The 26,214-nt window shown below is 41.8% G+C and carries 27 protein-coding genes; 17 read left to right on the top strand and 10 right to left on the bottom strand.

The window, feature by feature from the left end; genetic code table 11:
- The first annotated feature begins 12 nt into the window (after window positions 1–12).
- From AB5N96_RS08090 to AB5N96_RS08070, 5 genes are all read left to right on the top strand, one after another.
- Window positions 13–477, top strand: coding sequence for a hypothetical protein (locus AB5N96_RS08090; protein ID WP_499705195.1), 465 nt, complete (start codon window positions 13–15; stop codon window positions 475–477).
- Window positions 478–537: 60 nt separating this feature from the next.
- Window positions 538–1,404, top strand: coding sequence for a leucine-rich repeat domain-containing protein (locus AB5N96_RS08085; protein ID WP_499705194.1), 867 nt, complete (start codon window positions 538–540; stop codon window positions 1,402–1,404).
- Between the two features lie 322 nt (window positions 1,405–1,726).
- Window positions 1,727–2,188, top strand: coding sequence for a hypothetical protein (locus AB5N96_RS08080; RefSeq protein WP_499705193.1), 462 nt, complete (start codon window positions 1,727–1,729; stop codon window positions 2,186–2,188).
- Between the two features lie 76 nt (window positions 2,189–2,264).
- Window positions 2,265–2,987: a DUF4272 domain-containing protein gene (locus AB5N96_RS08075; protein ID WP_499705192.1), complete on the top strand. Its 723-nt coding sequence runs from the start codon at window positions 2,265–2,267 to the stop codon at window positions 2,985–2,987.
- Window positions 2,988–2,995: 8 nt separating this feature from the next.
- Entirely contained in the window at window positions 2,996–3,673 is a 678-nt protein-coding gene (locus AB5N96_RS08070; protein ID WP_499705191.1) for a DUF3885 domain-containing protein, read from the top strand.
- A gap of 7 nt (window positions 3,674–3,680) precedes the next feature.
- On the opposite strand, the gene AB5N96_RS08065 is transcribed toward AB5N96_RS08070, so the two are convergent.
- On the bottom strand, window positions 3,681–3,956 hold the full coding sequence (locus AB5N96_RS08065) for a CPCC family cysteine-rich protein (protein ID WP_499705190.1): 276 nt from the start codon (window positions 3,954–3,956) through the stop codon (window positions 3,681–3,683).
- A gap of 46 nt (window positions 3,957–4,002) precedes the next feature.
- On the bottom strand, window positions 4,003–4,893 hold the full coding sequence (locus AB5N96_RS08060) for a helix-turn-helix domain-containing protein (RefSeq protein ID WP_499705189.1): 891 nt from the start codon (window positions 4,891–4,893) through the stop codon (window positions 4,003–4,005).
- A gap of 108 nt (window positions 4,894–5,001) precedes the next feature.
- Here AB5N96_RS08060 and AB5N96_RS08055 point away from each other — a divergent pair, with 108 nt between their 5' ends.
- The 6 genes from AB5N96_RS08055 (at window position 5,002) to AB5N96_RS08030 (ending at window position 8,654) form a co-directional block, all read left to right on the top strand.
- A complete protein-coding gene (locus AB5N96_RS08055; RefSeq protein WP_499705188.1) occupies window positions 5,002–6,333 on the top strand; it encodes an amidohydrolase family protein in 1,332 nt (443 codons plus the stop codon).
- Between the two features lie 86 nt (window positions 6,334–6,419).
- The gene (locus AB5N96_RS08050; RefSeq protein WP_499705187.1) at window positions 6,420–6,767 is read left to right on the top strand and encodes a PepSY domain-containing protein; all 348 of its coding nucleotides are present in this window, start codon (window positions 6,420–6,422) and stop codon (window positions 6,765–6,767) included.
- Window positions 6,768–6,993: 226 nt separating this feature from the next.
- On the top strand, window positions 6,994–7,296 hold the full coding sequence (locus AB5N96_RS08045) for a hypothetical protein (RefSeq protein ID WP_499705186.1): 303 nt from the start codon (window positions 6,994–6,996) through the stop codon (window positions 7,294–7,296).
- Between the two features lie 56 nt (window positions 7,297–7,352).
- A complete protein-coding gene (locus AB5N96_RS08040) occupies window positions 7,353–7,817 on the top strand; it encodes a hypothetical protein (protein ID WP_499705185.1) in 465 nt (154 codons plus the stop codon).
- A 196-nt stretch (window positions 7,818–8,013) separates the two neighbouring features.
- On the top strand, window positions 8,014–8,268 hold the full coding sequence (locus AB5N96_RS08035) for an AbrB/MazE/SpoVT family DNA-binding domain-containing protein (protein WP_499705184.1): 255 nt from the start codon (window positions 8,014–8,016) through the stop codon (window positions 8,266–8,268).
- A complete protein-coding gene (locus AB5N96_RS08030) occupies window positions 8,265–8,654 on the top strand; it encodes a type II toxin-antitoxin system death-on-curing family toxin (RefSeq protein WP_499705183.1) in 390 nt (129 codons plus the stop codon). Before AB5N96_RS08035 ends, AB5N96_RS08030 begins: the two co-directional genes overlap by 4 nt.
- A 42-nt stretch (window positions 8,655–8,696) precedes the next feature.
- Here the strand turns inward: AB5N96_RS08030 and AB5N96_RS08025 are convergent, their stop codons facing one another.
- The 3 genes from AB5N96_RS08025 to AB5N96_RS08015 are packed head-to-tail and all read right to left on the bottom strand — an operon-like array spanning window position 8,697 to window position 10,945.
- The gene (locus AB5N96_RS08025) at window positions 8,697–9,524 is read right to left on the bottom strand and encodes a MetQ/NlpA family ABC transporter substrate-binding protein (protein ID WP_499705182.1); all 828 of its coding nucleotides are present in this window, start codon (window positions 9,522–9,524) and stop codon (window positions 8,697–8,699) included.
- 22 nt (window positions 9,525–9,546) lie between these two features.
- On the bottom strand, window positions 9,547–10,209 hold the full coding sequence (locus AB5N96_RS08020) for a methionine ABC transporter permease (protein WP_204589419.1): 663 nt from the start codon (window positions 10,207–10,209) through the stop codon (window positions 9,547–9,549).
- The gene (locus AB5N96_RS08015; RefSeq protein WP_499705181.1) at window positions 10,202–10,945 is read right to left on the bottom strand and encodes a methionine ABC transporter ATP-binding protein; all 744 of its coding nucleotides are present in this window, start codon (window positions 10,943–10,945) and stop codon (window positions 10,202–10,204) included. Before AB5N96_RS08015 ends, AB5N96_RS08020 begins: the two co-directional genes overlap by 8 nt.
- Window positions 10,946–11,229: 284 nt before the next feature.
- Between AB5N96_RS08015 and AB5N96_RS08010 the strand changes: the two genes are divergently transcribed.
- The 3 genes from AB5N96_RS08010 to AB5N96_RS08000 all read left to right on the top strand — a co-directional run bounded on the left by AB5N96_RS08010 (window position 11,230) and on the right by AB5N96_RS08000 (window position 16,177).
- Complete coding sequence (locus AB5N96_RS08010; protein ID WP_204589421.1) at window positions 11,230–12,849, top strand: FAD-dependent monooxygenase; 1,620 nt, start codon at window positions 11,230–11,232, stop codon at window positions 12,847–12,849.
- A 169-nt stretch (window positions 12,850–13,018) separates the two neighbouring features.
- A complete protein-coding gene (locus tag AB5N96_RS08005; RefSeq protein WP_499705180.1) occupies window positions 13,019–14,914 on the top strand; it encodes a SpoIIE family protein phosphatase in 1,896 nt (631 codons plus the stop codon).
- Window positions 14,915–14,923: 9 nt separating this feature from the next.
- Window positions 14,924–16,177: an ATP-binding protein gene (locus AB5N96_RS08000; RefSeq protein WP_499705179.1), complete on the top strand. Its 1,254-nt coding sequence runs from the start codon at window positions 14,924–14,926 to the stop codon at window positions 16,175–16,177.
- Window positions 16,178–16,225: 48 nt separating this feature from the next.
- On the opposite strand, the gene katG is transcribed toward AB5N96_RS08000, so the two are convergent.
- Window positions 16,226–18,454 carry a catalase/peroxidase HPI gene (gene katG / locus AB5N96_RS07995; protein ID WP_499705178.1) on the bottom strand — a complete coding sequence of 743 codons (2,229 nt, stop codon included), beginning with the start codon at window positions 18,452–18,454 and terminating at the stop codon, window positions 16,226–16,228.
- 213 nt (window positions 18,455–18,667) lie between these two features.
- Between katG and AB5N96_RS07990 the strand changes: the two genes are divergently transcribed.
- Window positions 18,668–19,159: a GNAT family N-acetyltransferase gene (locus AB5N96_RS07990; protein ID WP_204589573.1), complete on the top strand. Its 492-nt coding sequence runs from the start codon at window positions 18,668–18,670 to the stop codon at window positions 19,157–19,159.
- A 45-nt stretch (window positions 19,160–19,204) separates the two neighbouring features.
- Here AB5N96_RS07990 and AB5N96_RS07985 read toward each other — a convergent pair whose 3' ends face one another.
- The 4 genes from AB5N96_RS07985 to AB5N96_RS07970 all read right to left on the bottom strand — a co-directional run bounded on the left by AB5N96_RS07985 (window position 19,205) and on the right by AB5N96_RS07970 (window position 24,862).
- Window positions 19,205–21,316: a heavy metal translocating P-type ATPase gene (locus tag AB5N96_RS07985; protein ID WP_499705177.1), complete on the bottom strand. Its 2,112-nt coding sequence runs from the start codon at window positions 21,314–21,316 to the stop codon at window positions 19,205–19,207.
- 134 nt (window positions 21,317–21,450) lie between these two features.
- Window positions 21,451–21,816 (bottom strand): ArsR/SmtB family transcription factor, encoded by a 366-nt coding sequence (locus AB5N96_RS07980; protein WP_204589426.1) that lies wholly within the window; start codon window positions 21,814–21,816, stop codon window positions 21,451–21,453.
- A gap of 340 nt (window positions 21,817–22,156) precedes the next feature.
- Entirely contained in the window at window positions 22,157–23,491 is a 1,335-nt protein-coding gene (locus tag AB5N96_RS07975; protein ID WP_499705176.1) for a hemolysin family protein, read from the bottom strand.
- Between the two features lie 42 nt (window positions 23,492–23,533).
- On the bottom strand, window positions 23,534–24,862 hold the full coding sequence (locus AB5N96_RS07970; protein ID WP_204589427.1) for a hemolysin family protein: 1,329 nt from the start codon (window positions 24,860–24,862) through the stop codon (window positions 23,534–23,536).
- Window positions 24,863–25,368: 506 nt separating this feature from the next.
- On the opposite strand from AB5N96_RS07970, the gene AB5N96_RS07965 reads away from it, so the two are divergent.
- Window positions 25,369–25,656 (top strand): hypothetical protein, encoded by a 288-nt coding sequence (locus AB5N96_RS07965; RefSeq protein WP_204589428.1) that lies wholly within the window; start codon window positions 25,369–25,371, stop codon window positions 25,654–25,656.
- 113 nt (window positions 25,657–25,769) lie between these two features.
- The gene (gene mscL / locus AB5N96_RS07960; RefSeq protein WP_499705175.1) at window positions 25,770–26,156 is read left to right on the top strand and encodes a large conductance mechanosensitive channel protein MscL; all 387 of its coding nucleotides are present in this window, start codon (window positions 25,770–25,772) and stop codon (window positions 26,154–26,156) included.
- Window positions 26,157–26,214: the final 58 nt, after the last annotated feature.

Here is a 26,214-nt window from a genome sequence, read left to right as displayed (position 1 = left end):
AGGGGGAAAGAAGTGGGTTTTGCTGAAAGATGCTTAAGTGAATTAAAAAGATTAACGAACGGCTACTTATATATGGGAGAGGTTTATTTCACCTTAGCAGAGCTTAGATTGTTACCGACTATTTGTAAACCTCTAGGCAATCAGGAAAGTTTGATAATCACACCTTATTTCATTGGGAGAGACTTTATTATGGAGGTCTACTGGTGTGAATTGATTATAGAATCAGTTGATCAGATAACCGACAAGTTTGATGAATTGCTCAGCGAGTCTGGTAAATCAAGTCTTGAGGAGATCGACCAGGCACTTATTGACCAATGGGATAACACACATTATCAAGTTTTAAACGATGATACTAATGGTTTTCTAGAAAGCCTACAAAACTATATTATGTATATGGAAAAACGCGAGACGGATTTGCGGTTGGAATTCGATACAGAGATTGATTCTATGAGAAGACTAGTTTATAAAATTTGGTGAAGAATTGATCTAGTAAGGAAGTATACAAGAGAAAGCTTTGAGGATTGACGAGGTGAATTTATGAGAAGGATTAGAAAAAGAGATAAAAATACTGTCATGATTGAAAGTGACAAAATGGAAGATTACATCGAGTACATCAACACTAATGATATGGTGACGAACGTTCAACTGAATAGCTGGTATTACAAAGAAACAGATTTGAAATTCCTCAGGTTTTGTCCAAGCATAACTGAAGTCAATAATGTGGATTGCGAGATTACGGATTTTACTGCTCTCTACGAAGCGGATCATATTAGGGCACTATACTCGGATTCACCAAAATCAGAATTAGATTTGTCCTACATGCAAAATTTAAAAAAACTATATATTGGTTGGAACAAGAACGTGCTCAATTTAAATAGCTGCAAACAATTAGAGAAAGTTTCACTTAGCGGGTATAGACCGAAATCAAAAGGAGTGACAGAACTAGCTATTTTGAAGAATCTAAGAGAGCTTACCTTGGTCCAATCTTCTATTGAGCACTTGGAAGGTATTTCCAACCTAGAGTCATTAGAATCCTTAAACTTATATTACTTAAGAAACTTCAAAAAATTAGATGAAGTATCTACCGCTAGCTCTAGTTTAAAAGGGATAGATATTCAAAACTGTCCTAACATCCATTCATATGAGGGTCTTGGTGCATTGGAGTTCCTAGAAGACTTAAGAATTGATTCAAGTCGTGAAATTCCAAATTTAAGCTTCGTAAAAAAAATGAAGAACTTGAACCACATTTGCCTTTGGAATACTGATGTTGGAGATGGGGATTTAAGTTATCTTGAAGCAGTGAGAGATGTTACGTTTACTGAAAAAAAGTATTACTCACATAAGATGAAAGACTTTCAAAGGATTGCTCAGAATGATTTAAAGAGAAATGTATTTCGCAACTGAAAAGTAAGCCAAAAAGCTACTCAAATTGTTTGCCACTCTGTGCACGCGAGCTGTAATTGATTTTATGTGTTAATAGGCTTGACATGGAGCCTCTGTGAGCATGAATCTCTCGTGAAAGGCTTGCCACATAGTTTCACGCCTTATACTACGCTATCATGCTCACTTCTCCAAATAAAGCCCACTTGTACGTTTCAAGGATACAGTGAATTTTTAGTGGCTTACTTAATGATTGCGAAAGTGGTTTACTTTTCAATTGCGAAATACAGAGAAACTAGTAAATCATAAAATCTTTCTAATAGCATCTGTTAGGAGATGATAGAACATGCAATTCTTTACAAGCAGCCTGTATGCAGAAGTAAATTGTTTTTTCTCAGTTAGTTATAAAATTGATATAGAAATCGAAAAAGCTTTGAATAAACAGATTAGTTCAGAACTAAGGCTTCCTCCCAAAGAAGAAGGATTCGAATACATTAGCCTTATGGTGTCTACGAGTTCTAAGACTGTTGAGGTTGAAGCGAAAGGTCCAGGTTTAGACAAAAAGGAAGAAATCATCACCTGGGCTCTCTGGTTGCCATATGATGAAATCACATCTGCACCTAGTCAAGAAGTTCCCTATATAAAATTCTACTTTGATGCAATAGTACTTTTGTTAGAACGATACGGTATTGAGGAGAAAAGTCTAAGGGCTATTCAACATGAGATCGAGCAGAAGGTCATTGGGAATAGCGAATTTGACTACGTAGATAACAAGATTAAGTACGATTTAACCGACTTTGATTTTTAGTAAATAGTGATAATAAAATTTTGCGTTTAAGCTTTCCAGTAGATAAAGAGATGAAAGAAGGGGGTTCTAAGTATCTATGAAACGAGCAGAAGAAATTATAATTCGAGCTATTCTCTTAGTGTGCTTATCTGACCGAGCGGCATTAGAAAAAGGCACCATTGAGGGGATTACCTATTCACTAGAACAAAGAGAAGGCCAGAGAAAGGCAATTTATCAATGGATAATAGATAAAGGATATAGTGATTTTTTAACTTCAGAAGAAAAAAGACTAGTTGAACAGGAAGTGGGGAAAGGAAACACGAGTGAAATACTCTCGAAGCAGATTCAATATGAAGCAGTAGAACCCCTTCTTTGGTCTCTAGGATTTATAGACACGTTATCTAGCTACAAGGATTTTGTGATAGAAGATTTTCACCCTATATTAGAAATCGGAGGAAATCATTCATTAGAAAATTTACTTTTGAAAAGTGAGCTGAGAGATAGGGAAGACGTGTATCTACAAAACGAAATAGCGATACTCTGGCATTGGAGAACTAAAGAGTCAAACAATCCAGTTTTTAGTACCCATCCCGTAAAAGAAGTAATAGTGTCAACTTTTGGAGACGCCTATTTAAAAATAGTGAAAAAGATGAATCTGGTTAAAGGTGAACATAAGGATTTCTTAGTAGACGGAAGAGCATTTGAAGAATTAAATGCAGAAGATCAAGCTCGTATTCAGCTTGTCGCGTACTGGAGACAGTACGCTCTCGAATGGGTGATCAGTGATGAAGCTTGGGAGGATATTGAATTAACTACTTAGCAAAAGGAGTGAAAGAACTGTTTGATTTAGATGAATACATGCAGAAGACGTTTCCAGGGTTGCAATTGCGACCGAGCCTTTATTTTCAATGGGAAACAAGACTTCATTTTGAACATGGGGAAGACATCTACCAGTTTGATCAAAGAGGAAGATTGAACAGGTGTCGTTTTGAGACAGTTTACACGCAAGCAACTACCATTTTTAATGAAATTTTCTCGAGAGAAGATGACATGGTACTGGTCACGAATGTCTATAAACTTAAAGATTCGAAGGATAAGAATAGGCCGTTTAAAGTTTACAAAAGAGGATTGAAAAACAAAGAATTACTCTATCAGCTTACTGTGAAGAACCTTCCATATTTACTTGATGAGGAAGAGGAAGATGAAATGTACATCGCTCAGTATCATCTGAAATGTAGAACGCGAGATTTGAATTCTTATTATCTCAGTCAAGCTGCATGCAACGAAGATTTTCCACTAAAGCCGAATTTTCGTTCAAGTAAGAGACGGAATTATCCAGATGTGTTTTTCGTTAACCTTACGAGAAATGCACTCTTCTTCATTTATGACGACCGAGGTTGCGAAGTGATTGCAGCAAATCGTGAAACACTGCGACCGCTGTATGAAAAGCATCAGGAGTGGGTGGATGAACATAGCCTTAAAGATGCACAGAATTTGTTTCTATAAAGTTTTCTCACGTTTTGATAAGTTGAAAGCCTATATCTTTCCGATCTTTCGGGGTGGGTTTTCGGACTAATTCTAAATACTTTTCGCTTGAAGCCCCAAACTTTAAGAAGTTTTGTTGTGCTTCGTATAAAGATTCCTCATTTGCACCACCTGTATAAAATGGATCTTCTCGCTGAAGAGTATCATCTTCCCAATAACAGATAGGGCAAATCTCAAAACTTCCTGGCGGCTCTTCCAAAGTCTTATAGCCGCAGCAAGGGCAAGTGTAGAAATTAGTAATCATTTTAAACCTCCCGTAACCCATGCGTATTGGATGAAGTATAGTACCATCACATATGCTTTTGAATCTGTTTCAAGTAATGCGCAATATTGTCTGCAAGCTTGGGGGCTTTCAATTGATGTAAAAGTTGGATGGTTGACTCTACTTCAGCTGTACCTGTTGCAATTCGTCCAACTCTCATTTGAAAAATACCCTTCAGATAGTTCACATGTAATCTCTCTATCAGACGTTGCTCCGGACTAGTAATTTCATCTAGGAAATTGAAAAACTGATTCAGTTCAGATGTATACTTGAATGGCTCATTGAACCGATTGACGGGGCCAAGTAGATAAATGACTGTATTCAAGAGCACAGAGATGACCAACGTCGTTATTTTTTCGTACTCTCTGAACCGTACACTTTTAAAGTAGGCCGTTTTTGATAAGGTAATGACCATATCTGGCTCGAGGAGTAGCATTGTTCCGCTATACAGAGACAACTCATAATAGCCCCATTCTTCCACTCCAAATAAATAGTCTGAGAGGCGTTGTACGTTCACTCTTTGGACTTCCTCAGATTTTGGTGTTTCACCTATAATGCCTTCATATACTTCCAATAAAAGTGCATTATTGATGTGCGTTCCTAGCCCATGTGTCTGCCATTTTATTAGTTGTTCTTCTTTTAAAAGGGCTAATCCATCCAAATCTCTAGCCAAATAAAGTGTATCAGCTTGTTTGAAGAATAGCTCAACTTGATTGAGCGAATAGTCGTGATGGATGAATAGAAATTCTTCAAAGCTGATCATGAGTTTTTCGAGCAGCAGTGTCATCAAGTGGAGGCTGATATCCGATTCCCCGCGTTCAAACTTTGATAAGAAAGAAACAGAGCAGACACCTGTTGCCAATGTTTGAAGTGTAATCCCTTTTTTCTTTCGAACCGTGCGCAATGTGATTCCGTACATATAATTCACCATCCTCACTTTCTAAAATTCCACTATATGAGAAAAATAATGTACTGTTTGTTCTCCACTATACACTAAAAGAAAACTAGTCAGTAGGAGGACTTGAAAATGAATAAACTGGTAACTAATGGGACGATTCTTGATGTAGAAACTGGAGAGTCTTACAGAGGGACAATCCTAATTGAGGGGACTCGAATTCAGCGCATTTTCCGAAGTGAAGATACTCTTCCTGAAAACGTAGAAACAATAGATGTAGAAGGGCTCTATGTGATTCCAGGACTGATTGATATGCATTGCCATACTCATGAGCGATACGCACAACATTTTGTAGCGTCTGGTGTGACGACGGTACGAAATACAGCGGGGAACGTCCTATTGTTAGATTCACTTATTCAAGCTAGTCCAGATGCACCGACACCAAGAGTTTACGCATCAGACCGGATGATTGACGGACTTCCGGGGCAATGGGGTGAGACGAGCTATGCGAACTTTGTGACTGATGATCCCGAAGCAGCCCGTGAAGAAGTACGCAGACAAGCAGCTGCTGGCGCAAAGTTTGTGAAATTATACGGGTGGATTGCGCGTGATGTGATGGAAGCCGCAGTAGACGAAGCACAAAAAAACAATCTAGAACTGGCCATTGATTTGATCAATTCTAAAGACCTGACAGCTATAGATGCTATTGAGGCAGGGGTCACGTGGATCGAGCACGTGTCCGGGATGGCACAGGCACTCTATCCGGGATGGAGTCCGGTGGTGGATCAAGCACCGTGGCACTTCATTGACTGGAATCATCATAACGAGCAGAAGGTAGAAGAACTGTGTCAGTTGATGCTCGCTCACCAAGTGAAGCTCTGTCCGACGATGGTGTTGTTTGATCAGGCACTTAACTTTCCAGACGTTTGGTCTCCTCCTAATCAAGTGATAGAGTCGGTGCGAAACATAGAAGTGTTTATGCAGGAGTGGAAGAGAAATGAAGGGTACATCGATACGATAAAAGAACGAACGGCAGTTGTGGGGAATTTGACGAAGCAGATTGCGAAGGCTTATTTCGACATGGGAGGAACAGTCGTTGCAGGAACGGATACCCCCGCCCTTTTACACACGTATCCTGGTATGGCGCTTCACAGGGAATTAGAACTCTTTGTTGAAATCGGGTTTACAGAATTAGAAGCTTTACAAGCAGCAACATCAAAGGCAGCGAAATCTATCGGTTTAACGGATATTGGATTGATCGAAGAAGGCAAGATGGCAGATCTCGTTATTTTGAAGGGGAACCCACTTAAAGATATCAAATGGACGCAAGAGATTCATGCGATTGTAAAAGGTGGGAAGTTGTATAGTCAGGCGGAATTGCTTGAAAGTGCGCCTAGTAAGGAAGAGGTAAGCGTGAACATGGAAGCGTTTATAGAGAAGTGGGAGAAGCTAGAAAATAATTAAACCATTCAAGAAAATCAATATGGTAAACTATCTGCATGGATAAAAATGTATATAGAGGATGCAGATACAAGAAGAGAGTGGTTTATTTGAAAAAACTAGTATTGATCATAGGGATTTTAGTAGTCGGGGCATGGGGGTTTGGAAGTGTGTTTTATGAATCAAACATACTTACTAGTGACGAAGCTATCAAGTATGCAGAGAAATATCTGCAATCTCCTCTGCCAGAGTGGGAAAACTCTCTTACGTTTGTAGGGTTTGATGAAAACTTTGGTGGAGATATAGAGCTCGCTCTAATTGAGAGCAACGGCGGCTTGAACAAAATCCGGAATAAAAAAGAATGGGAAATTACGGTGATAGATAACGCTATGGAAATCACTGTGGTAATGGATGCACATTCTGGAGAATTGCTCGATATATATGGACCTCTTCAGTAACTTCAAAAGTACCTGTCCCAAAAACAATTCAGACATTCATGACTATTCACAGGATATGCAATCTGAACCCGCATTCTTACGTTAGAAAGTGGGTGAATATAAATTGTGTTGGAATTGTTTGGGTACCAGGTACCTCTTGGGGGTTGTTTCCATTTCATGTGTCTAGAAATTAGTTTGAGAATAAATAGCAGTATAGAGAACGAAAAAATCGCTTGGAGATGACTCAATGGATCAAAATCAAGGATATACTACTTTCAAACCTACTGGTATAAAAATTAAGTATATATATGTTGATTTAGTTAAGAAGCAAGTTACAGCAATAATTTCATTAAATGGTGAAGTTCAAATGACAGTAGTGACAGATTTGGATATACATCAGGTCAATAAAGAAGGGTCTCTTCGAAAGGTACTTGATGTATTACCCGATGTTGATGAAGAGTCCTATATTGAACAGATTAGTGCTTGGTCCAAAATCTTTATTGAGAAGAAAATCACAAATCCTGAGCAGTATTTTGAATCACTCAATTAATTGAACTCGTTTAGGAGGAAACTAATATAAACACCGAAAAAGAAATCACAGAAATTATGAATGTGCTCAGGAACAAACGCTTATATAAAATTGGTCGCGCTGCGAATATGCTCTGGTGTTATTTTGGTAAGAAGACAAACCCGGATGAAAGAAATGAATTTTATTTGCATGTTGAATGTAGTTGGAGACTATCCTATTCGAATCAACTAACACTTACATTCAGGGATATGTACTACCCTCACAGTAAGTTTGATGAAGATGAAGAATATGATTTGGATGAAATAGGGTCAAATCGATTTGATGAATTGACAGATGTGTTTAATCGGAAGTTAAACTCTACATTTACAGTTAAAGAAATTGAGAGTGATAGCTTCAGAGGATTAAAAATAGTATTTACTAATGGTTATTTGCTTGAAGTTTTTCCTGATGAATCAATCAATGATAGTGAAGTTTGGCGATTTATTGATAAAGCGGCGGACAAACATTTAGTGGTCTCTGGCGAAAGCATTGAATATGATTAAACAAAAAAGCACCCAGCCTATCACTAGTTTTTGAAGAAGAAATTACGGATCATAAAGGTGATGTTTATGTCTTAACTTAGACAGAAGTATTTAGTAGTAAAAAAAAGTAGAAAACAGTGATAGTTTGCTGAACAAGACATATACTAATCTAAATGATATAATGTACTAACGGTTATAACTGGAAGGAGTGAATATAATGGCTTCAATTGAAAGACGTATTACACAGTTTGGAAATTCTCTTGGTGTCACGCTTCCTTATAAAATGCTTGAAGACCTTGGAGTTTCAAAAGGTGACGATGTACAAATCGTAAAAGAAGGAAATCAATTAATTCTAAAAAAGTTACCTAAGCGAATAGATTTACCTGAAGGTGTCACGGAGGACTTTTTTCAATTTTTAGATGAAGAAATGGAAGCTCATGAAAAAGCTTTAAAAGGATTAGTTAATCGATGACTCGGAAGGTCACAATTCAAATGGTGATTTTGATAAATAAACGAGTAATTGATGAACATTCACCAGACGAACTAATTGGTATCAAAGAGCATCACTTACTTGATTCGGCTCTCAATAGACCTTATCAAAGTGCCTTTGGAAATGAGGCCTATCCGACTATACATGAAAAAGCAGCTGCTCTATTAGAATCTTTAGCACAAAATCATTGCTTTCATAATGCAAATAAAAGAACCGCTCTTTTAGCAACTTCATTATTTTATAGATTAAATGGACTTCAACTTAGATTTGATGATCAGAAGTTTGAAGAAGATTTTATAGTGGACGTTGTACTCCGTAAGTATTCATTTCAAGGAATTGTGGAAGTACTAGAGCAGCACTCAACATAAAAGCACCCAATCCATCAAACTGGATGTGGGAGCTTTGCTGTCTTATTCGAAAGCGGGAATCGCTGTCTCGTCATAGTTTTCTTCTAAGAATTCACGAACTGCGTCGCTTGTCATGACTTCCGCAAGCTTTTGAATCGCTTCGTCGTCTTTGTTGTCTTCACGCGCAACAAGTGTGATAGCGAAATCATTATCTGTCCCTTCTGTTAGAAGCGCATCAGATTTCGGTGTCAAGCCCAGTGGTGCTGCATAAGCTGGCGTCATCACAACAGCATCTGCATCATCATAAGTGCGCGCAAGCATCAAGAGATCGACTTCTTCGAACACCAAATTCTTTGGGTTTTCAGTAATATCTGCTTGTGTATAGTAGTTATCTTGCTTCTCACCTAGCGTGATTACACCATGTTGTGCAAGTAGTGACAGTGAGCGGTCGATATTTGAGATATCATTGGCAATGGTTACAGTTGCACCTTCTGGTAATTCTTCAATAGAAGCAAACTCTTTTGAATAGACACCGTAGTTTGCGAAATAGATGGGTGTGATGGGTACAAGGTTGGCATCATTCGAACGGTTGAACTCTTCCATGTACGGCACATGTTGGAAGAAGTTAGCGTCTACTTCCTCAGCTGCAAGCGCTGCATTTGGTTGCACGTTGTCGCCAAGCACTTCCACTTGAAGTTCAATGCCTTCTTCTGCAAGTGTTGGTTTCACAAGTTCTAAGATTTCTGTCATTGGCGGGATAAGAGAAGCTACTTTTAAAGTAGTAGTCTCGTTCGTTTCTGTAGCGTCTTCTGCTGGAGCTGCTTCATCATTGTTTCCGCAAGCTGCTAGGAACAGGACAAGGATTGCTACTAAAGCGAGTAATTTCTTCATGTGTGTTTCCTCCTAAGGTGATTTAGCGTTTATCAAGCCATCTCGCAAGCGTCATACCACTGAACTGGATGAGCTGGACGAGGATAACCATGATGATGATCATATACGTCATGAGGTCTGTCTTGAATTGTTGGTAGCCGTAGCGGATTGCAAAGTCTCCGATACCGCCACCACCGACGACGCCCATGATGGTCGAATACGAGATAAAACTGATGATGGATGTCGTGAGCCCCATCACAAGGCTAGACCGTGCTTCCACATACAGGAATTTCGTGATGATTTCCCGAACAGATGCGCCCATTGAAACCGCCGCTTCTAATACGCCGCGTGGAACATCGAGCAACGATTGCTCTACTAACCGCGAGTAATGCGCGATCGCAATGATAGCGAGAGGGACCGTTGCCGCCGTTGTACCAATAGCTGTGCCGATGATGAGTCGCGTGAACGGAATCAAAAAGACGACGAGTAATAAGAACGGGAAGGAACGCGTACTATTCACGAGCAAGTTCAGCGTCGAGAACACCGCTTGGTTTTCAAGCAACTGGCCTTTGCGACATAAAAATAAGAATGTCCCGACTGGAAGTCCGATCAAAACAGCGAAAAGAATCGAAACACCGACCATATAAAACGTCTCGCCAATTGACTGGATAATTTCTCCTTGGTACTGCACAAGAACATCAGGCATCGCGAGGAACTCCTTTCAACTGCTCTACAAAATATGCAGACGAGCTTCCAGGCGTCTTGATACCATGTGGTTCATGTGTAAACGACTCATAAATATGCCCGTTCTCAAGTACTGTCACAGCTGTACAAATACTTTTGATGACGTCCATCTCATGGCTGACAATCACAATCGTGATCCCCAGGCGCTCGTTGATATCCTTTAAGACGGCCAACACTTCTGCTGTCGTCTGAGGGTCAAGTGAAGAGGTCGGTTCGTCACAAAGTAGGACAGATGGGTTTGTTGCAAGAGCTCGTGCAATCGCCACACGCTGCTTCTGTCCACCACTCAGTTCAGCAGGGTACTTATCTGCCATCTCCTGAAGACCTACAAATTGCAGGCATTCCTGAACACGAGCGAGTTGATCCCGTTTTGGATAACGCGCAAGTTCGAGCGCGACACGAACATTGTCTCGGACCGTCTTATTCGCCACAAGATGAAAGTGTTGAAAAATCATCCCAATGGATTTCCGTGCTTCCCGAAGACCTTTGCTAGAAAGTGCAGTGAGATTCTGACCTCCCACGTTCACACGACCACTATCAGGCTTCTCCAAAAGATTCATCATCCGTAATAGTGTCGACTTCCCAGCACCACTCGCTCCGATGATCCCGTAAATGGCTCCTTTTGGAATCGTGAGCGTCACGTCGTCTATCGCTATAAATGCGCCGTAACGCTTTGTGATGTGTTGTACATCAATCATGTTCCATGCTCCTATCAAATGTATGTATACTTCTACACAACGCCTCTAATTATAGACCACGCCTTATTCCGTGTAAAATAGTAGGATTATTGTCAGAGTAGTGCGATAAATATGCAGAAAATACCTCTGTGACGGTAAGTTCGTCAAAGACTCGTCACAACTTCTCAGAAGCCAATGCGTTAGTCCTTTCTCAGAATGGGTACACTATAGGAAACACGTAAGTCGCATTTGGAGCGGTGTTGCGACTATACTAGAAGTGACTGGACGAGAGAGGAGCGGCGCACATGACAGATGTGATCAAAACAGACGTACTGATTATCGGAGCAGGGCCAGCAGGGCTGATGGCAGCGAATGAGTTCCAGAAACGAAACGTGGACTTTATCTGCTTAGAAAAACGCTCCGGTCCGACCCAATTATCCAAAGCACTCGGCATCCAAGCACGGTCTGTCGAGCTATTAGAATTTTTAGGGATCCACGAACTCTTTTTACGAAGAGGCTACCCGGGGCCAGGAATGAAAATGCACTTGGCAGGGAGAAATCCCTCTTACGTCGAGCTAAACCATATTAAGAGTCGCTATCCGTATCTTTTTATTTTGCCGCAAAATGAAATTGAAGAACTGTTTGTGGCGAATCTTGCGGCGCAAGATGCAGAAATTTATATGGAGCATGAAGTCGTCGACATCAAACAGAACGATGACGGTGTCTTTGTGACCGCCATTCACCATGGTGTTGAAAAACGTTATTTTGCGAAATATGCGTTAGCTTGTGATGGCGTCCGAAGCCAAGTACGTCACTACTTGGATTTTCCCTTTATTGGAGCGGATGAAGGATACACATTCTTCACTTCTGACGTCGAGATTCCAGGGCTGAATGAAATTTTCATCAATATGCATTTGAATGATCGAGGTGCTGTGGCCTTATTCCCATACAAAGACGGTACGTATCGCGTTGTAGGGATGGACCGGGCTCGCCAAGGGAAGAATGCGCCAAAAGAAATGCCACTCGAAGCCTTGCAAGAAAGTCTCGATCGCATTCTCGATGTTCCCTATCGTGTCGAAGTCCCACAGTGGATCCGTACATTTGAGACAGCTCACCGTCAAGTACCCGATTACCGTGTTGGCAACGTGTTTTTCCTAGGCGATGCTGCGCATGTCAACAATCCACTTGGTGGTCAAGGGATGAATCTAGGGCTTGAAGACGCTTCAAATATTTGTTGGAAGATGGATCTCGTATTGAAGGGGTATGCAAAAGATTCCTTCTTAGCGAGTTACAATGAAGAACGTTATCCGATTGCAAAAGAAGTTATTCGGGATACAACACTTGAATTGAAAGCCATTGAACAGACTGGGGTCATCGGAAAGCTTCGGAACTGGGCAGGAAAAGCCGTACTCAGTCAAAATTGGGTACAGCCACTCGTGGCAAACTACTACTCGCATATTCATCATGAATACCATAAAGTGAAGCGTAACAAAGAGTTTAGAGATAAACGATTGTCACGCAAGGCCATACAAGCTGGACAGCGTGTGCCTGACCAAAAATTGTTCTTTGAAGGCAAATCAACGGCGCGATTGTATCCGTTCGTACAAAAACATGAATTTGTTTGCCTGATTTACATTGACTGCTATGAACGCGAGCTGATTGACTATGCGCAAACCTTCAAGAAACTGGTAGAGTCTGTGTATCCAGGAATGATGAAAGTGTTTGTCGTCGCGCGTGGCGGTACACTCCATTTAGAAGAAGAGGCTTTACCAATCATTTATGATGTCCACCGCCATCTGGATCTTGGTATTGGTATGGAAAAAGGAAGTACACTCATCTTACGCCCAGATGGACATGTCTTGTTCCATGACCTTTCAATGGATGCACAAGTGATGATTGATAAATTAGGTGCTTATTTTCAATAGTGAGACAACCCCTGGGGTTGTCTCACTTTTTAAGTTAACTTTGGTTTTGAGATAACCCAGGGATTGTCTCAAAACAAATTTTGTCAGTTCTTGTTGTACAATCTTTGTCAAATCTGTGATAATACATAGTATAAAGTTTTTTACGAAGGAGGAATGACCTATCCAACCATTGATCCATCACGCACGAGGGGCATTCCTTTTTGGTCTTTTGCTTGTAGCTGTAGTTATAGGTAAAACACTACTGGGCTTTCCAGATTCGAATACAGAGGCACCCATATATTTGGTTGTCTATATCATTTTGACAGTCACAAGCTCCTTTATAGCTTTAATGATAGCTGTACAGGCATGGTTGTATACGCGTATTGGTGATTCCTACAACAATATAATTTTAGCTGGAATTTTCTTGGCAATCGGCCTCTTCGATCTGTTTCATCTACTGACGTTCCCTGGAATGCCAGCATCCTTTTTTACAACTCCTGAGATGTCCAGAGATTTTTGGTTTATTGCTCGAGTCACCGAGCTAGGTATGCTGTTGCTCTTGATTCTGCAACGACGACAACCGATTCAACTGCAAAACTTTAAAGGAGCAAGTATTCTTGTCACGATTTTCTATATTGTGTCAGTTGTTAGTCTCATTTTCGTACTTCAAGCTGTCTTGCCTGAACAGGTGGAGACACGTTACTACATCCGCATTGGACTGTTTCTTTTAGCTGTCGGTCATATTGGTGTAGTACTATGGTTGAAGTTTGGACGAAAAGAACTCAAATTGACGACATTTGAGAATTCGTTCATCTTACCGATTGCCATCTACTATATGTTTTTCTATCTTGTACTCTTATCGGGAGCGCCCGGTCACATTACCTATATCGGGGCACATCTTATGAAAATGGGAGCGCTTGTCTATCTATTTATCTTGCTGTATATCCAGTTTGGTGAAAAACCGTACCGCGAGATTGAACAATTATCTGAGACTTACGAGCGCTTCTTGAATACCGTTGGTGAAGGGATTTTCGGAGTCGACTTGCAAGGGAGACTGACATTCATCAATGACGCAGCTTCGAAAATGCTTGGATTCCGAAGAGATGAATTGGTTGGTCGATTGATTCATCCTATTATCCATCACACCAAAAAGAATGGTAGACCTCATTATATGGAAGACAGTCCTATCTATCTCTCTCTAGAAACTGCCGAATACTCCTTTGTAGCGGAAGATCAGTTTTGGCGCAAAGATGGTAAATCGTTTCCCATTGAATACTTTGTTCAACCTGTCGTCGAACGCGGCGCAACGCAAGGGGTGCTCGTCACATTCAAAGACATTACAGAACCTCTGAAACTCCGAGCGCTTGAACGCGAACACCAAGCCGTTCAAGTTGAGATTGGTCTTGCCGCAAAAGTGCAACAAGATTTATTCGACGCCATGGAGCGCACTGCATTGCCACTCGACATGGGTGTTGTAAGTAAAGCATTTAAGGAATTGAACGGGGATTTTTACACAGTCATTCCGCACGGTGAAGAAATAGTGTTTGGGGTTGCAGATGTCTCAGGAAAAGGGATTCCAGCTGCCATTCAGATGACGATGATGCAATTTGCGATGGAACTACGTGAGTCACCAGCAGCTGTGTTGTCTAAAATTAATTCATTTTCGCATACGTACATGGAGGCGAGTCGTTTTATCACCATGTTCAAAGGTTCCTACAATCAGCAGACCCGTGTTTTATGTTATGGATCTGCGGGTCACGAACCTGGAATTCTCTACAACTATAAAACAAAGACTTATCGAGAATTAATGCCTACCGGTCCACTACTCGGTATTTTAGAAGATGCTACATTTAAAGAAATGCGGTTGGAACTTGAAGAAGGCGATATCCTCGTATTATTTACAGATGGCTTAACAGAACGAAAGAAAAATAAATCAGATGATGGGGAACATTTACGGCGAGCGCTTGAAGAAGCAGACTTTACACTGTCTGCAGCAGAACTTGCAAAAGTCGTATTGAATCGAGTCAATGCTCTCGAACCACTGCCCGTGGAAGATGACCAAACCCTCTTCATCTTGAAAGTATAGGAGGGTGTCATGGAAGTCCTTTTTGCAGATGTCTTATTAAATTTTTTATTGATTCTCACACCCTTGTACTTTTTCCAGTTCATCATCTCGAACTATAATTCCATCGGTGCTCGTGTATTTTTAGGTGTCCTTCTTGGACTCGCCGCTATTCTTTGTATGCAATTTCCGATGGTTTCAGGAGACGGGTTTCTTTGGGATCTTAGGTGGGTCGCACTACTGATTTCAATAGTATACGGAGGGATTTTAAGTGGAGGTATCACAGCTACGCTCATTATTCTCTTCCGCTTCTCACTCGGAGGATTTCAAGGTGCATTGATTGTAGTGGGCGTAGCCGCAGCGTTGATCCTAGTATTTTTATTCGTGCGTCGTGGATTCTTAAGGCTCTCTTTCCAGCGCCGCATTTTGGCAAGTGGCGGACTGGGTATTATTGCTTGGGGGATGGCCATCGGCGGAATCGTGACACACTTTACACTGAATGGACAACTTCCAGAACTACGAGAGATTGCGTTTCCGGTATTTAGCAGCATGTTCATCCTTTATATTGTCTCGAGTGTATCGTTTATTTATTTCTCCGAAAATATGCGTCACTATACTACACTGAAAAATGAGGCATTGACGACAGAGAAGGTGAACTACATTACAGAGGTGGGCGAGTTGCTTGGTAATCAATTAACGAGTCACATTGAGCAGGCGGAAAAACACTTGAGAGAGCTAAAAGGAAAATTCAGTTCCGCAGACAATGCGAAATTAGTAGCAATTGAAGTGGAGCTAGAACAATTGAATCAAGCACTGAATCACTACACCTCGGGACAAGATGCTTTGATGGGGACGGATAAAAAATCACTAAGCATACTTACTGAGGAAGTGGTAGACAGTCTGAGACCTTACGCGGAACAAAAAGGTGTGCGGATGACAGTGGATATCGATCTATTAGAAGAAGTAGAGGTTCAATATGTACAAGTGAAACAAGTACTGATCAATCTCGTCAAAAACGCACTAGATGCCACTCCTAAAGGAGGACAAGTGACGCTCTCAGCGATGATCAAGCGTAACTGGCTGTACATCTATGTGGATGACAGTGGAATTGGGATTGCTCAAGATCAGCTTGTCGGACTGATGGATCTTACTTATGGATCGGGCAGTTCAATTGCAGGGCAGGGGCTTCGTGTGACGCAACAACTTGTCCGAGAGCTAGAAGGGACGTTCTCCATAACTAGTGAAGTTCAAAAAGGAACGACCATTACATTAAAATTTCCATTATAAAAAGCACGTGACCTCCGAAATGGAAGTCACGTGCTTCTTTTCATTCATTTAGTTTTTTAAGTCGAAACGGTCAGCATCCATCACTTTTACCCAAGCTTTTGCAAAGTCGTTAACAAATTTCTGTTTGTTGTCGTCTTGTGCATACACTTCTGCAAGTGCGCGAAGGATTGAGTTTGAACCGAATACTAGGTCGAAGCGCGTAGCTGTGTGTTTTACTTCGCCAGACTTACGGTTGCGGCCTTCGTATTGGTTGAAGCCTGCTGGTTTCCATTCGATGTTCATATCTAGTAAGTTTACGAAGAAGTCGTTCGTCAACTTGCCAGTTTGTTCACCGAATACGCCGTGTTTCGTATCTCCATGGTTTGCACCAAGAGCACGTAGTCCACCTACAAGAACTGTCATTTCAGGAGCTGTTAGACCAAGTAGATGCGCTTTGTCGACTAGCATTTCTTCAGGGCTTGTTGGGTACTCTGCTTTCTGATAGTTACGGAAACCATCAGAGATTGGCTCGAGTACTTCGAAGCTTTCTGCGTCTGTTTGTTCTTCCGTTGCATCACCGCGGCCTGGTGAGAATGGAACGACAATATCAAAGCCAGCATCACGTGCTGCTTTTTCAACTGCTGCTGTTCCACCAAGAACGATTAGGTCAGCCAAGCTCACATGTTTTTCAAGTCCAGCTTGTAGGTCTTCGTAGATCTTCAAAGCCTTCTCAAGAAGTTGTGGCTCGTTTGCTTCCCAGCTGCGTTGTGGAGCAAAACGGATACGCGCACCGTTCGCGCCTCCGCGCATATCTGTGTGGCGGAATGTGCTTGCAGAAGCCCAAGCTACTTTTACAAGTTCGCTTACTGTTAGGTCTGTAGCCAAGATTTTTTCTTTTAAATCCGCAATTTCTTCGTTAGACAATGTATAGTCTACTGTTGGAACTGGATCTTGCCAAATCAATTCCTCTTCTGGTACTTCAGGTCCCCAGTAACGATCTTTAGGTCCCATGTCGCGGTGAAGAAGTTTGAACCAAGCGCGTGCAAATGCATCTTCGAATGCTGCATGGTCTTCGTAGAAGCGGCGAGAGATTTTCTCGTAATCTGGATCGATTTTTAGAGCCATATCAGCAGTTGACATCATCGTCGGTACTTTTTTGCTAGAATCTTCTGCATCTGGAGCTTTGTCTTCGTCTTTTAAGTCTTTCGCAATCCACTGGTAGGCACCGGCTGGGCTTTTTGTTAATTCCCAATCGTATTCAAAGAGTTGTACCCAGAACCCGTTGTCCCATTGTGTAGGGTTTGCTGTCCAAGCGCCTTCAAGACCTGAAGAAATCGTGTCGCGTCCCTTACCAGACTTATGGCTACTCAACCAACCTAAACCTAGGTTTTCGATATCTGCTGCTTCAGGGTCATCTCCAACTTGAGATGGATCACCAGCACCGTGAGTTTTACCGAATGTGTGACCACCTGCAATAAGTGCAACTGTTTCTTCATCGTTCATTCCCATACGCGCGAATGTATCACGGATGTCTTTAGCAGATGCAAGTGGATCTGGTTTTCCGTTTGGTCCTTCTGGGTTTACGTAGATCAGACCCATTTGAACCGCAGCTAGTGGATTTTCAAGTTCACGGTCACCGGAGTAACGGTTGTCTGCCAACCACTCTTTTTCGTTCCCCCAGTACACATCTTCTTCTGGATGCCAAATATCTTCGCGTCCTGCTGCGAAACCGAATGTTTTGAAGCCCATAGACTCAAGTGCCACGTTTCCAGTAAGTACTAGAAGGTCAGCCCAAGAAATCTTGTTTCCGTACTTTTGTTTGATAGGCCAAAGTAGACGACGTGCTTTGTCTAAGTTGACGTTATCTGGCCAGCTGTTTAGTGGAGCGAAACGTTGGTTTCCTGTGTTCCCACCGCCACGGCCGTCGAAAGTGCGGTATGTACCCGCTGCGTGCCATGACATACGAATGAATAGACCGCCGTAATGACCATAATCTGCTGGCCACCAGTCTTGGCTATCTGTCATGAGTTTGCGAAGATCCTCTTTTAACGCATCATAATCGAGCTTAGAGAACTCCTCTTTATAATCGAAGTCAGTCCCGAACGGATTTGCTTTCGTATCGTGCTGGCGCAAAATGTTCAGGTTGAGCATATTTGGCCACCAGTCTTTGTTGTTTGTGCCACCAGGTTTCTTAGATGTCGTGATTGCGCTGTCTTTATGGCCTGCACCCATACCTGTAACCGGGCATTGTCCGTCACCAGCAGCTGTGTGTCCTGGGTTTTGATTGTTGTTTTCCATTCTCAATTCTCCTCCTTTAATTCAGATCGTGAAAAATGGTTTGCATTCGAATGACCCTAAGAGAATCATTCTCACTTTATAATTATACTAAATAAGACTTCAGAAATGAAGCGAGAAGGTCGGAAATCGAGATTTATTTTTCTTCTCAACTAGTTTTCTCGAAATGGTATAATTAAACAACAAAGGCACCGATGAGCAGGAAGGCAGATGGCGATGACACTTACAATCCGGCATATGAGAGAAGACGATGTGGAAAGTGTTCAAGATGTGGCGAGAACCTCTTGGAACAGCACATATGAAGATATTATTCCCCTTGACGTTCAGGCAAACTTTTTGAAGATGGCGTATAACTCTGAGCAATTACAGCGTCGCCTAGAGCATTCGTTATTTTTAGTGGCGGAAGAAGGGGAGCGCATTGTCGGTTTTGCAAACTATTCGACCGTGAAAGAAGACGGGTCCGCCGAACTCGCAGCGATCTATCTACACCCTCAGTATCAAGGGAAAGGAATAGGCTCGTCTCTACTAAAGCGTGGAATCGAAGAACTTTCGGGCGTGCGGTCCGTATGGATCAATGTAGAGAAAGAGAATTGGTCTGGACTTTCATTCTATGCAGCTAAAGGTTTTGAGGTAGTCCGCGAATTTGAAGAGGATTTTGATGGTCATGTATTGAAGACTGTACGTATGGAATTAATCGTCGCTAAATAAGGAGCATAAAAAGGCCCGAACCACAACTGGTTCGGGTCTTTGTACTTATTCCTTCACGCGTAACAGACGCATGGAGTTCAGTACGACTAGTACAGTTGAACCCACGTCTGCCAACACGGCCATCCAGAGTGTTAACCAGCCTGGGATGATCAACAACAAGGCGAGCACTTTGATAGCAAGGGCAAATCCGATATTTTGTTTGATAACTGCAAGAGTTTTGCGACTGAGTCCCATCGTATAAGGGAGCTTCGTCAAATCATCTGCAAGTAGAGCGATGTCTGCGGTTTCAAGGGCTGTGTCTGTTCCAGCGCCCCCCATGGCAATTCCAACGGTCGCACTGGCAAGAGCGGGTGCATCATTCACGCCATCACCGACCATTGCGACAGAACCATGTTTCGCTTGAAGCTCGCGAATTTTTTCAAGCTTTTGCTCGGGTAGTAAGCTTGCTTCAACAGCATCAAGTCCTAGTTTTTGATTGATTGCATTAGCAGTGATCGCATTGTCTCCAGTCAACATGACAAGCTTTTCAATACCAATTTCTTTCAAGCGTTCAATGACTGATGGGCTGACACTCCGGAGTGGGTCGGCTACAGCTACTAGACCAAGTAGTTGTGAATCGTCTCCGAGAACCATCACCGTTTTTCCGTTTTGTTGTAAGTTTCCTATAGTCCATTCGAGTTCAGGTGTAAACTTTTTGTGGTCTATAAATAATTCTGGACTTCCGATTTGAACGAGTTGCCCTTCAATCATACCTTGGGCACCTTTTCCTGTTAGAGAACGAAATTCGGATACCTGAACTGCAGGAATTCCTTGAGATTCCCCGTACCGTACAATCGCAGAAGCTAGTGGATGCTGCGAAAACTGTTCGATTCCAGCCGCAAGTGCAATGACTTGCTCAGATGTATACGAGTGAAAAGGAATAATGTCTGTCACGGCAGGGCGCCCTTCCGATAAAGTGCCTGTCTTATCAAATGCGATAGCACGAATACGCCCGAGCTCTTCTAAATAGACGCCACCTTTAATCAATACACCGTTCTTTGCAGCATTGCCAATAGCTGTGACGATTGCAACGGGAGTAGAAACGACAAGTGCACAAGGACATCCTACGACTAAAACTGTTAGCCCTCGATAAATCCATTCCGACCAATCTCCTGAAAATGCAAGAGGAGGGAGGACGGCAACAAAGAGCGCGATCAGTACTATTGCGGGTGTATAATATGCAGCGAAGCGATCGACAAACTGTTGGGAAGGTGCTTTTTCAGCTTGTGCTTCTTCTACGAGATGAATAATCTTAGCAATTGTTGTATCTTCGACGCGTTTTGTTACGGTTACTTCTAAGAATCCTTCTTCATTTAAAGAGCCTGCAAAGACTTCATCGCCAATTTGTTTGAATTTCGGCATAGATTCCCCAGTAATAGCCGCTTCATTGATAGCAGATTCACCAGACGCTACAATTCCGTCCATCGCAATTTTCTGACCAGGCTTCACAAGCAGAGTATCCCCAATTTGAATGTCGTTTACATCTAAAGTGAGCAGTTGATCCTTGCGTCGTATGATTGCTTCGCTTGGTGCAATGTCCATCAGACTGCGTATGGACTGACGAGCTCTATCCATCGAATATCCTTCTAGTGCTTCACTAAAAGCAAAAAGTAATACGACAACGGCACCTTCTTGCCATTCACCAATGAGGGCTGCCCCAATGATGGCAATCGTCATCAATGTCTTCATATCAAACTCAAAGCGTACGAGATTTGAAAAGCCTATACGGAACAAAGATAGCCCGCCAACCACAATTGCAGTGATGTAGAGTCCGATTGCTGTCCAGTCCGGTGCTGGCGTTCCGTAGTCTACAAAAAGAGCAGCTAGTAAAAAGAACAATGAAAAAACTGTGGCTCGGTTTTCAGATGAAGCCCAAAAAGAACGTTTCTCACGTTGTACAGGTCGTTTAGAGTCCTCATACACTCGGATTCCGTCAAAAGCACCCGCTTTTTCAAGTTGCTCAATCGTGACATCTCCAGTGATTGTGAGTTTGGAAGCACCAAAATTTAATTGGAGGTCTTTAACAGTCTCGATTTCTTTGATATTTTTTTCGAATTTAGCCGCGCAGTTTGTACACGACAAGCCTTCTAATCGGTAGATATGAGGTTGTGTAGGCATGTCATTCACTTCCTTTACATTCAAATGAATGTTTGATTGATTTTAGTATATGCTCGTTACTAGGATGTGTCAATGATATTCAAATAAACATTTGAATGAAAAAATCTCTAGTTCATTGCGAACTAGAGATGAGATTATTCATTATGATGTTCGATTGCGATTTTCACTAAATCGGTGATGTGGTGGTCTTTTACCGAATAATAGACAAGCTTACCTTGTTTGCGGTTTTTTGCAATCCCCATTGTACGTAGTAAGCGCAGGTGATGAGAGGCTGTTGCGGTTGACGTACCAATAATGGCTGCTACATCACAAACACATAGTTCATCTTCTTGTGTCAAAGCATAGATGATTTTCATCCGTGTGGCATCTGACAAAGCTTTAAATATAGTTTCGACACCCTCTACTTGGTGGATGAGTGGTGTGACACGTTCGACTACTTCAGGGTGCGTACATTCCACTTCGCAGCTATCAGACGTTTGTTTCTTTACGTGTTGCGTCATTTTAAATCGCTTCCTTTAAACTAGGGTGCTTTTAGTATAGCAAACCTATTTATTCCAAACATCTTCATAGCTTGGCGTTTTTTCATACAATTAGTGTAGCACGTTTACGATGCCTTATACAAAAAGAGGCAGGGACATAACTCAGTTAATTCCACAAATGAAGTTAAAGATAACAAAATGAAAAGTGTGTAGGGGTGACTCCAGCGGGATTATAAGCGGAAGCTGAGACCGAGGCTCAGCCCGCGCCCGCGGAACGCTTCCCCTACACCCAATAGAACATACAAAAAGGGAGTTTCTCATGACGAAAAACTCCCTTTGCTGGGTTTTGTCACAGCCTCTTTTAGTCTTCTTCAGATAAAGAGTTAGATGTCTCCGGCAAATCCGGGAGCGTTAATAAAACGCGCTCTACATGATTTTGCTCGAATTCAATAACGCGTAATTGGAAGTTGTGTTCTGAAAACGAATCGCCTTGTTGGACATCGAGTGAACGTGCATGGATCCAACCGGCAATCGTCTCGATATCTTCAGATTCTTCGAAGTGAATAGAGAAACGTTCCGTCAAGTCGGACAATAGAACACGCCCGTCGACTTCATATTGACGTGGGCCGATCTCATGGATATCATCGACTTCATCCGTATCAAACTCATCACGAATTTCTCCGACAATCTCTTCAAGGACGTCTTCAAGTGTCAACATCCCGGCAGTACCACCGTATTCATCGACAACCAATACCATGTGCGCATGGTTGGCTTTCATTGTTGCAAAGGTTTTATCAAGCTGTGTCGTTTCAGAGACAACAGGAAGAGGCTTCACATAAGACGCAAAATCTTGAAGGGTTTCTGCAGCAATCTCAAGTAAGATTTCTTTCGCATTGATGTACCCAATAATTTTGTCTTTGTCGTAGTCTTCTGTAATCGCATATCGTGTAAATTGATGCTCTTCAAATTCTTGAAGCATTTCTTCATGGGTTGTTGTGATATCGATGGTTTCCATTTTTGTGCGGGGCACCATCAAATCACGTGCGACATGCTCATCAAATGCAAAGATATTATGCATAAAAGCAATCTCGGTTTGGTTCAATTCTCCACTTTTAAAACTCTGTGCCATGAGAATCTTTAACTCTTCTTCAGAGTGTGCTGTATCATGTCCTGCTGGCTTTACACCAAACAGACTCAATAAAAGACGACCAGATCCATTCAAGAACCAGATAAAGGGGAACATGATTTTTCCGAACCAATAGAGCGGGCGCGATAGCAATAAAGTCATGCGTTCTGCAAATTGGATAGCCAACGTTTTCGGTGCTAGTTCACCTACTACAACGTGTAAAAATGTCACAAGTGAGAACGCTAGCAGAAATGATAGTACCGAGATCACAGAAGCTGGCAAATTATACTGTTGAAACACTGGGTAAAGAAGTAATTCTACAGTCGGTTTTCCTAAAAATCCAAGGCCAAGAGCGGTAACTGTTATACCTAACTGGCAGGCAGATAGATAGTAATCTAAGTCAGACGTCACTTTTTTTGCAAGTACAGCACTTTGATTTCCTTCTGCAATCAACTGGTCGAGTCGAGATGAACGTACTTTAACTACAGCGAATTCAGAGCCTACAAAAAAGGCGGTTGCTGCAATTAAAAACACAATCATAAATAAATTAAATGCTATTTCTATGTCCAAATGGTCCCCTAAAAGGGTGACACCTCCATTAAATTGAGTAAATTAAAGTTCTTCTGATAGCTCAGGTAATTTTGGAATGATTTGCAATCGAGCAGACTCCATATGGTGTTGCTCTACTTCAACAGCTTCTACTGAAAATGTTTCAGTCGCTACAGTATCACCTGTCTCGAGTTCAAGTTTTTGTGTCTGCATCCACCCAGAGAGGGTATCGATGTTTTCAGAGTCCTCGAACTGAAGATTGAATTTTTCTTGCAACTCATCTAACAACACGCGGCCCTGCACGATATAAGTGTTGTCGCCAATTTCCTGAATATCATCTACTTCATCTTCATCAAATTCATCTCGTATCTCTCCCACGATTTCTTCAAGTAAATCTTCAAGTGTCACGATACCGGCAGTACCACCGAATTCATCGACAACTAGGGCGATATGAGATTGTCTTGTCTTCATCAATTCAAAGATTTCAACTAATGGTGTCGTTTCCACGATGACAGGGATTTCTTTAATAAAATGTTGAAGCCCATGCTCTTTTTTTGTTGCAAGAGCTGTGAGCATTTCTTTTACATTGATATACCCAATGATATGGTCTTTGTCGAGATTTTCTGTTACAGGGTAACGAGTAAATTGGTGTTCACTGAAAAAATCGATTAATTCTTGGCGTGTGGATTCAAGTGAGACCGTTTCAATCTTTGTACGTGGAATCATTAAATCTTTTGCAACGCGTGAATCGAACGAAAACACATTTTGCATGAACGCAAGCTCCGTTTGATTGATCTCCCCACTTTGATAACTGTGGGTCATAATAATCTTTAACTCTTCTTGAGAGTGGGCCAGTTCTTGTGCAGAAGGTTTTACGCCGAATAGACGAAGTAAAAGACGAGCTGATCCGTTTAACGTCCAAATGAACGGGAACATGATTTTTCCGAACCAATACAGCGGTTTTGCAAGAAGTAAGGTCATCGGTTCTGCGAATTGAATAGCGAGTGTCTTCGGTGCTAGTTCTCCTATAACAACGTATAAAAATGTTACTGAGCTAAAAGCGATACCGAATGAAAGTACAGAAACGAATGGATCGCCGATACCGAGACTTTCAAATGTAGGGTGCAACAATTTTTCAACAGTTGGTTCCCCGAGCCATCCTAAACCGAGTGCCGTGACGGTGATACCCAGCCGACATGCAGACAAATAATAATCCAAGTCTGTTGTAATCCGCTTTGCGAGTGCAGCTGTTTGATTGCCTTCTGAAATTAATTGATCCAATCGTGACATACGCACTTTAACGACTGCGAACTCAGATCCTACGAAAAAAGCTGTGAGTGCAATCAATAAAGCTACCAATCCTAAGTTAAGCCATAATATACTACTGTCCAATAGGTCCCCTAAAAGGGTGACACCTCCGTAAATGTATGTTGTAATGTGGCTCTTTCAACTATGTAATCCAGCGCCTAGCGTTCCGTGCGTAAACAGCAGGTGTCTGTTGAAAGGGGGCCGTGTGTTTGTGAGTGGTAAAGAGACAAATTCGTTAATTTCGCCATTTTACCAGAACGGAAAATATCCTTCCCAAGTAGAGCACCTCCCATTTTTTCAAATTAAGACTACTTTACCATATTCAAAATTGTCCGTACAGTAGAACGTAGCTTATATATAAGAAGGAAAAGAAAGTATGAAACCTTTTCAATTGGACATACGTCCAAAGTATTATAAGAAAAGCAGAAACAAATAGCGTTCTACACATCTAGAATGAAATCGAGTTGCACCTCCTAGAAATCCCGCAAGAAGCCATCGCGGTCTATGAAGCAAAGAGCGCTTCACAGCCCACGCTGTCATCTCGCACAATTTCTGAACAGTCGGCTCTACATCTAAAAGGAGTGAAAACAATGGTGACCTTAGTCCATGTGGCTAGTTTGGTTTCGATCGTGGCAGTTTCATTGTTAAAAGATACTTCGGACCGAGAAGTTCGAAGAAATATAAATGCTCTGCGCAACAAAATTTGGTTTCAAATGTATTGGAATGATGAACAGTCGCGAGAGTTAATTGAATCCGACGAACAACTGAAAAAGTTGATTGGCTGTATGAATCGTGAGAAGTTGAGTAAGCAGCGTTACGAAGCATGGCAAAGAAAGAAGTTTGTTACGATGATTGAAAAGAAAATGGCAGAAGCGTAAGGATAGTAGAGCAGTCTCTCCAGGGGCTGCTTTTTTATTCGAAAAAGTTGCTATCAATTTGTTTTCTGCTTTTGTATAATCAAAAGAAATGGTTGTGAAAGGTAGGGATTTGGATGTGGAATGATTTTAAAGCGTTTGCGTTTAAAGGCAACGTGTTAGAACTTGCGATTGCAGTTGTAATTGGAGCGGCATTTGGGAAAATCGTGTCTTCACTTGTTGAGAACATCATTACCCCAATCATCGGATTGATTATGGGCGGTGTAGACTTCTCAGGTCTTGCAATCTCTGTGGGTGACGCAAATGTTACATATGGTGTGTTTATTCAATCGATTATCGATTTCGTAATCGTCGCATTTGCCATCTTTATGTTTGTTCGCCTGCTTGGTCGCTTTAAGCGAAAAGAAGAAGTGAAGCCGGAAGAAGGCCCGACGATTGATTCAAAAGAAGAGTTACTCATTGAGATTCGGGATTTACTTAAACAACAAAATACACTGCGCTAAAGGTAGACCGCTTGGAAATTATTAATTTCCGGGCGGTTTTTTACCGGTATGGCATTTT

This window comes from Chryseomicrobium imtechense, from assembly GCF_041475995.1.
GTDB lineage: Bacteria > Bacillota > Bacilli > Bacillales_A > Planococcaceae > Chryseomicrobium > Chryseomicrobium aureum.
Note: the sequence above shows the minus strand (reverse complement) of the source record. Positions and strands in the feature narration are given on the sequence as shown.

Excerpts from the sequence above, each read along its gene's own strand:
- AB5N96_RS08075 (WP_499705192.1), top strand. The coding sequence starts at position 2,265 with ATGAAACGAGCAGAAGAAATTATAATTCGAGCTATTCTCTTAGTGTGC.
- AB5N96_RS07980 (WP_204589426.1), bottom strand. The coding sequence starts at position 21,816 with ATGACGCAACACGTAAAGAAACAAACGTCTGATAGCTGCGAAGTGGAA.
- AB5N96_RS08080 (WP_499705193.1), top strand. The coding sequence starts at position 1,727 with ATGCAATTCTTTACAAGCAGCCTGTATGCAGAAGTAAATTGTTTTTTC.
- AB5N96_RS08045 (WP_499705186.1), top strand. The coding sequence starts at position 6,994 with ATGGATCAAAATCAAGGATATACTACTTTCAAACCTACTGGTATAAAA.
- AB5N96_RS08015 (WP_499705181.1), bottom strand. The coding sequence starts at position 10,945 with ATGATTGATGTACAACACATCACAAAGCGTTACGGCGCATTTATAGCG.
- AB5N96_RS08035 (WP_499705184.1), top strand. The coding sequence starts at position 8,014 with ATGGCTTCAATTGAAAGACGTATTACACAGTTTGGAAATTCTCTTGGT.
- AB5N96_RS08030 (WP_499705183.1), top strand. The coding sequence starts at position 8,265 with ATGACTCGGAAGGTCACAATTCAAATGGTGATTTTGATAAATAAACGA.
- mscL (WP_499705175.1), top strand. The coding sequence starts at position 25,770 with ATGTGGAATGATTTTAAAGCGTTTGCGTTTAAAGGCAACGTGTTAGAA.
- AB5N96_RS08025 (WP_499705182.1), bottom strand. The coding sequence starts at position 9,524 with ATGAAGAAATTACTCGCTTTAGTAGCAATCCTTGTCCTGTTCCTAGCA.
- AB5N96_RS08055 (WP_499705188.1), top strand. The coding sequence starts at position 5,002 with ATGAATAAACTGGTAACTAATGGGACGATTCTTGATGTAGAAACTGGA.
- AB5N96_RS07985 (WP_499705177.1), bottom strand. The coding sequence starts at position 21,316 with ATGCCTACACAACCTCATATCTACCGATTAGAAGGCTTGTCGTGTACA.
- AB5N96_RS07965 (WP_204589428.1), top strand. The coding sequence starts at position 25,369 with ATGGTGACCTTAGTCCATGTGGCTAGTTTGGTTTCGATCGTGGCAGTT.
- AB5N96_RS07990 (WP_204589573.1), top strand. The coding sequence starts at position 18,668 with ATGACACTTACAATCCGGCATATGAGAGAAGACGATGTGGAAAGTGTT.
- katG (WP_499705178.1), bottom strand. The coding sequence starts at position 18,454 with ATGGAAAACAACAATCAAAACCCAGGACACACAGCTGCTGGTGACGGA.
- AB5N96_RS08065 (WP_499705190.1), bottom strand. The coding sequence starts at position 3,956 with ATGATTACTAATTTCTACACTTGCCCTTGCTGCGGCTATAAGACTTTG.
- AB5N96_RS08060 (WP_499705189.1), bottom strand. The coding sequence starts at position 4,893 with ATGTACGGAATCACATTGCGCACGGTTCGAAAGAAAAAAGGGATTACA.
- AB5N96_RS08000 (WP_499705179.1), top strand. The coding sequence starts at position 14,924 with ATGGAAGTCCTTTTTGCAGATGTCTTATTAAATTTTTTATTGATTCTC.
- AB5N96_RS08010 (WP_204589421.1), top strand. The coding sequence starts at position 11,230 with ATGACAGATGTGATCAAAACAGACGTACTGATTATCGGAGCAGGGCCA.
- AB5N96_RS08085 (WP_499705194.1), top strand. The coding sequence starts at position 538 with ATGAGAAGGATTAGAAAAAGAGATAAAAATACTGTCATGATTGAAAGT.
- AB5N96_RS08020 (WP_204589419.1), bottom strand. The coding sequence starts at position 10,209 with ATGCCTGATGTTCTTGTGCAGTACCAAGGAGAAATTATCCAGTCAATT.
- AB5N96_RS08040 (WP_499705185.1), top strand. The coding sequence starts at position 7,353 with ATGAATGTGCTCAGGAACAAACGCTTATATAAAATTGGTCGCGCTGCG.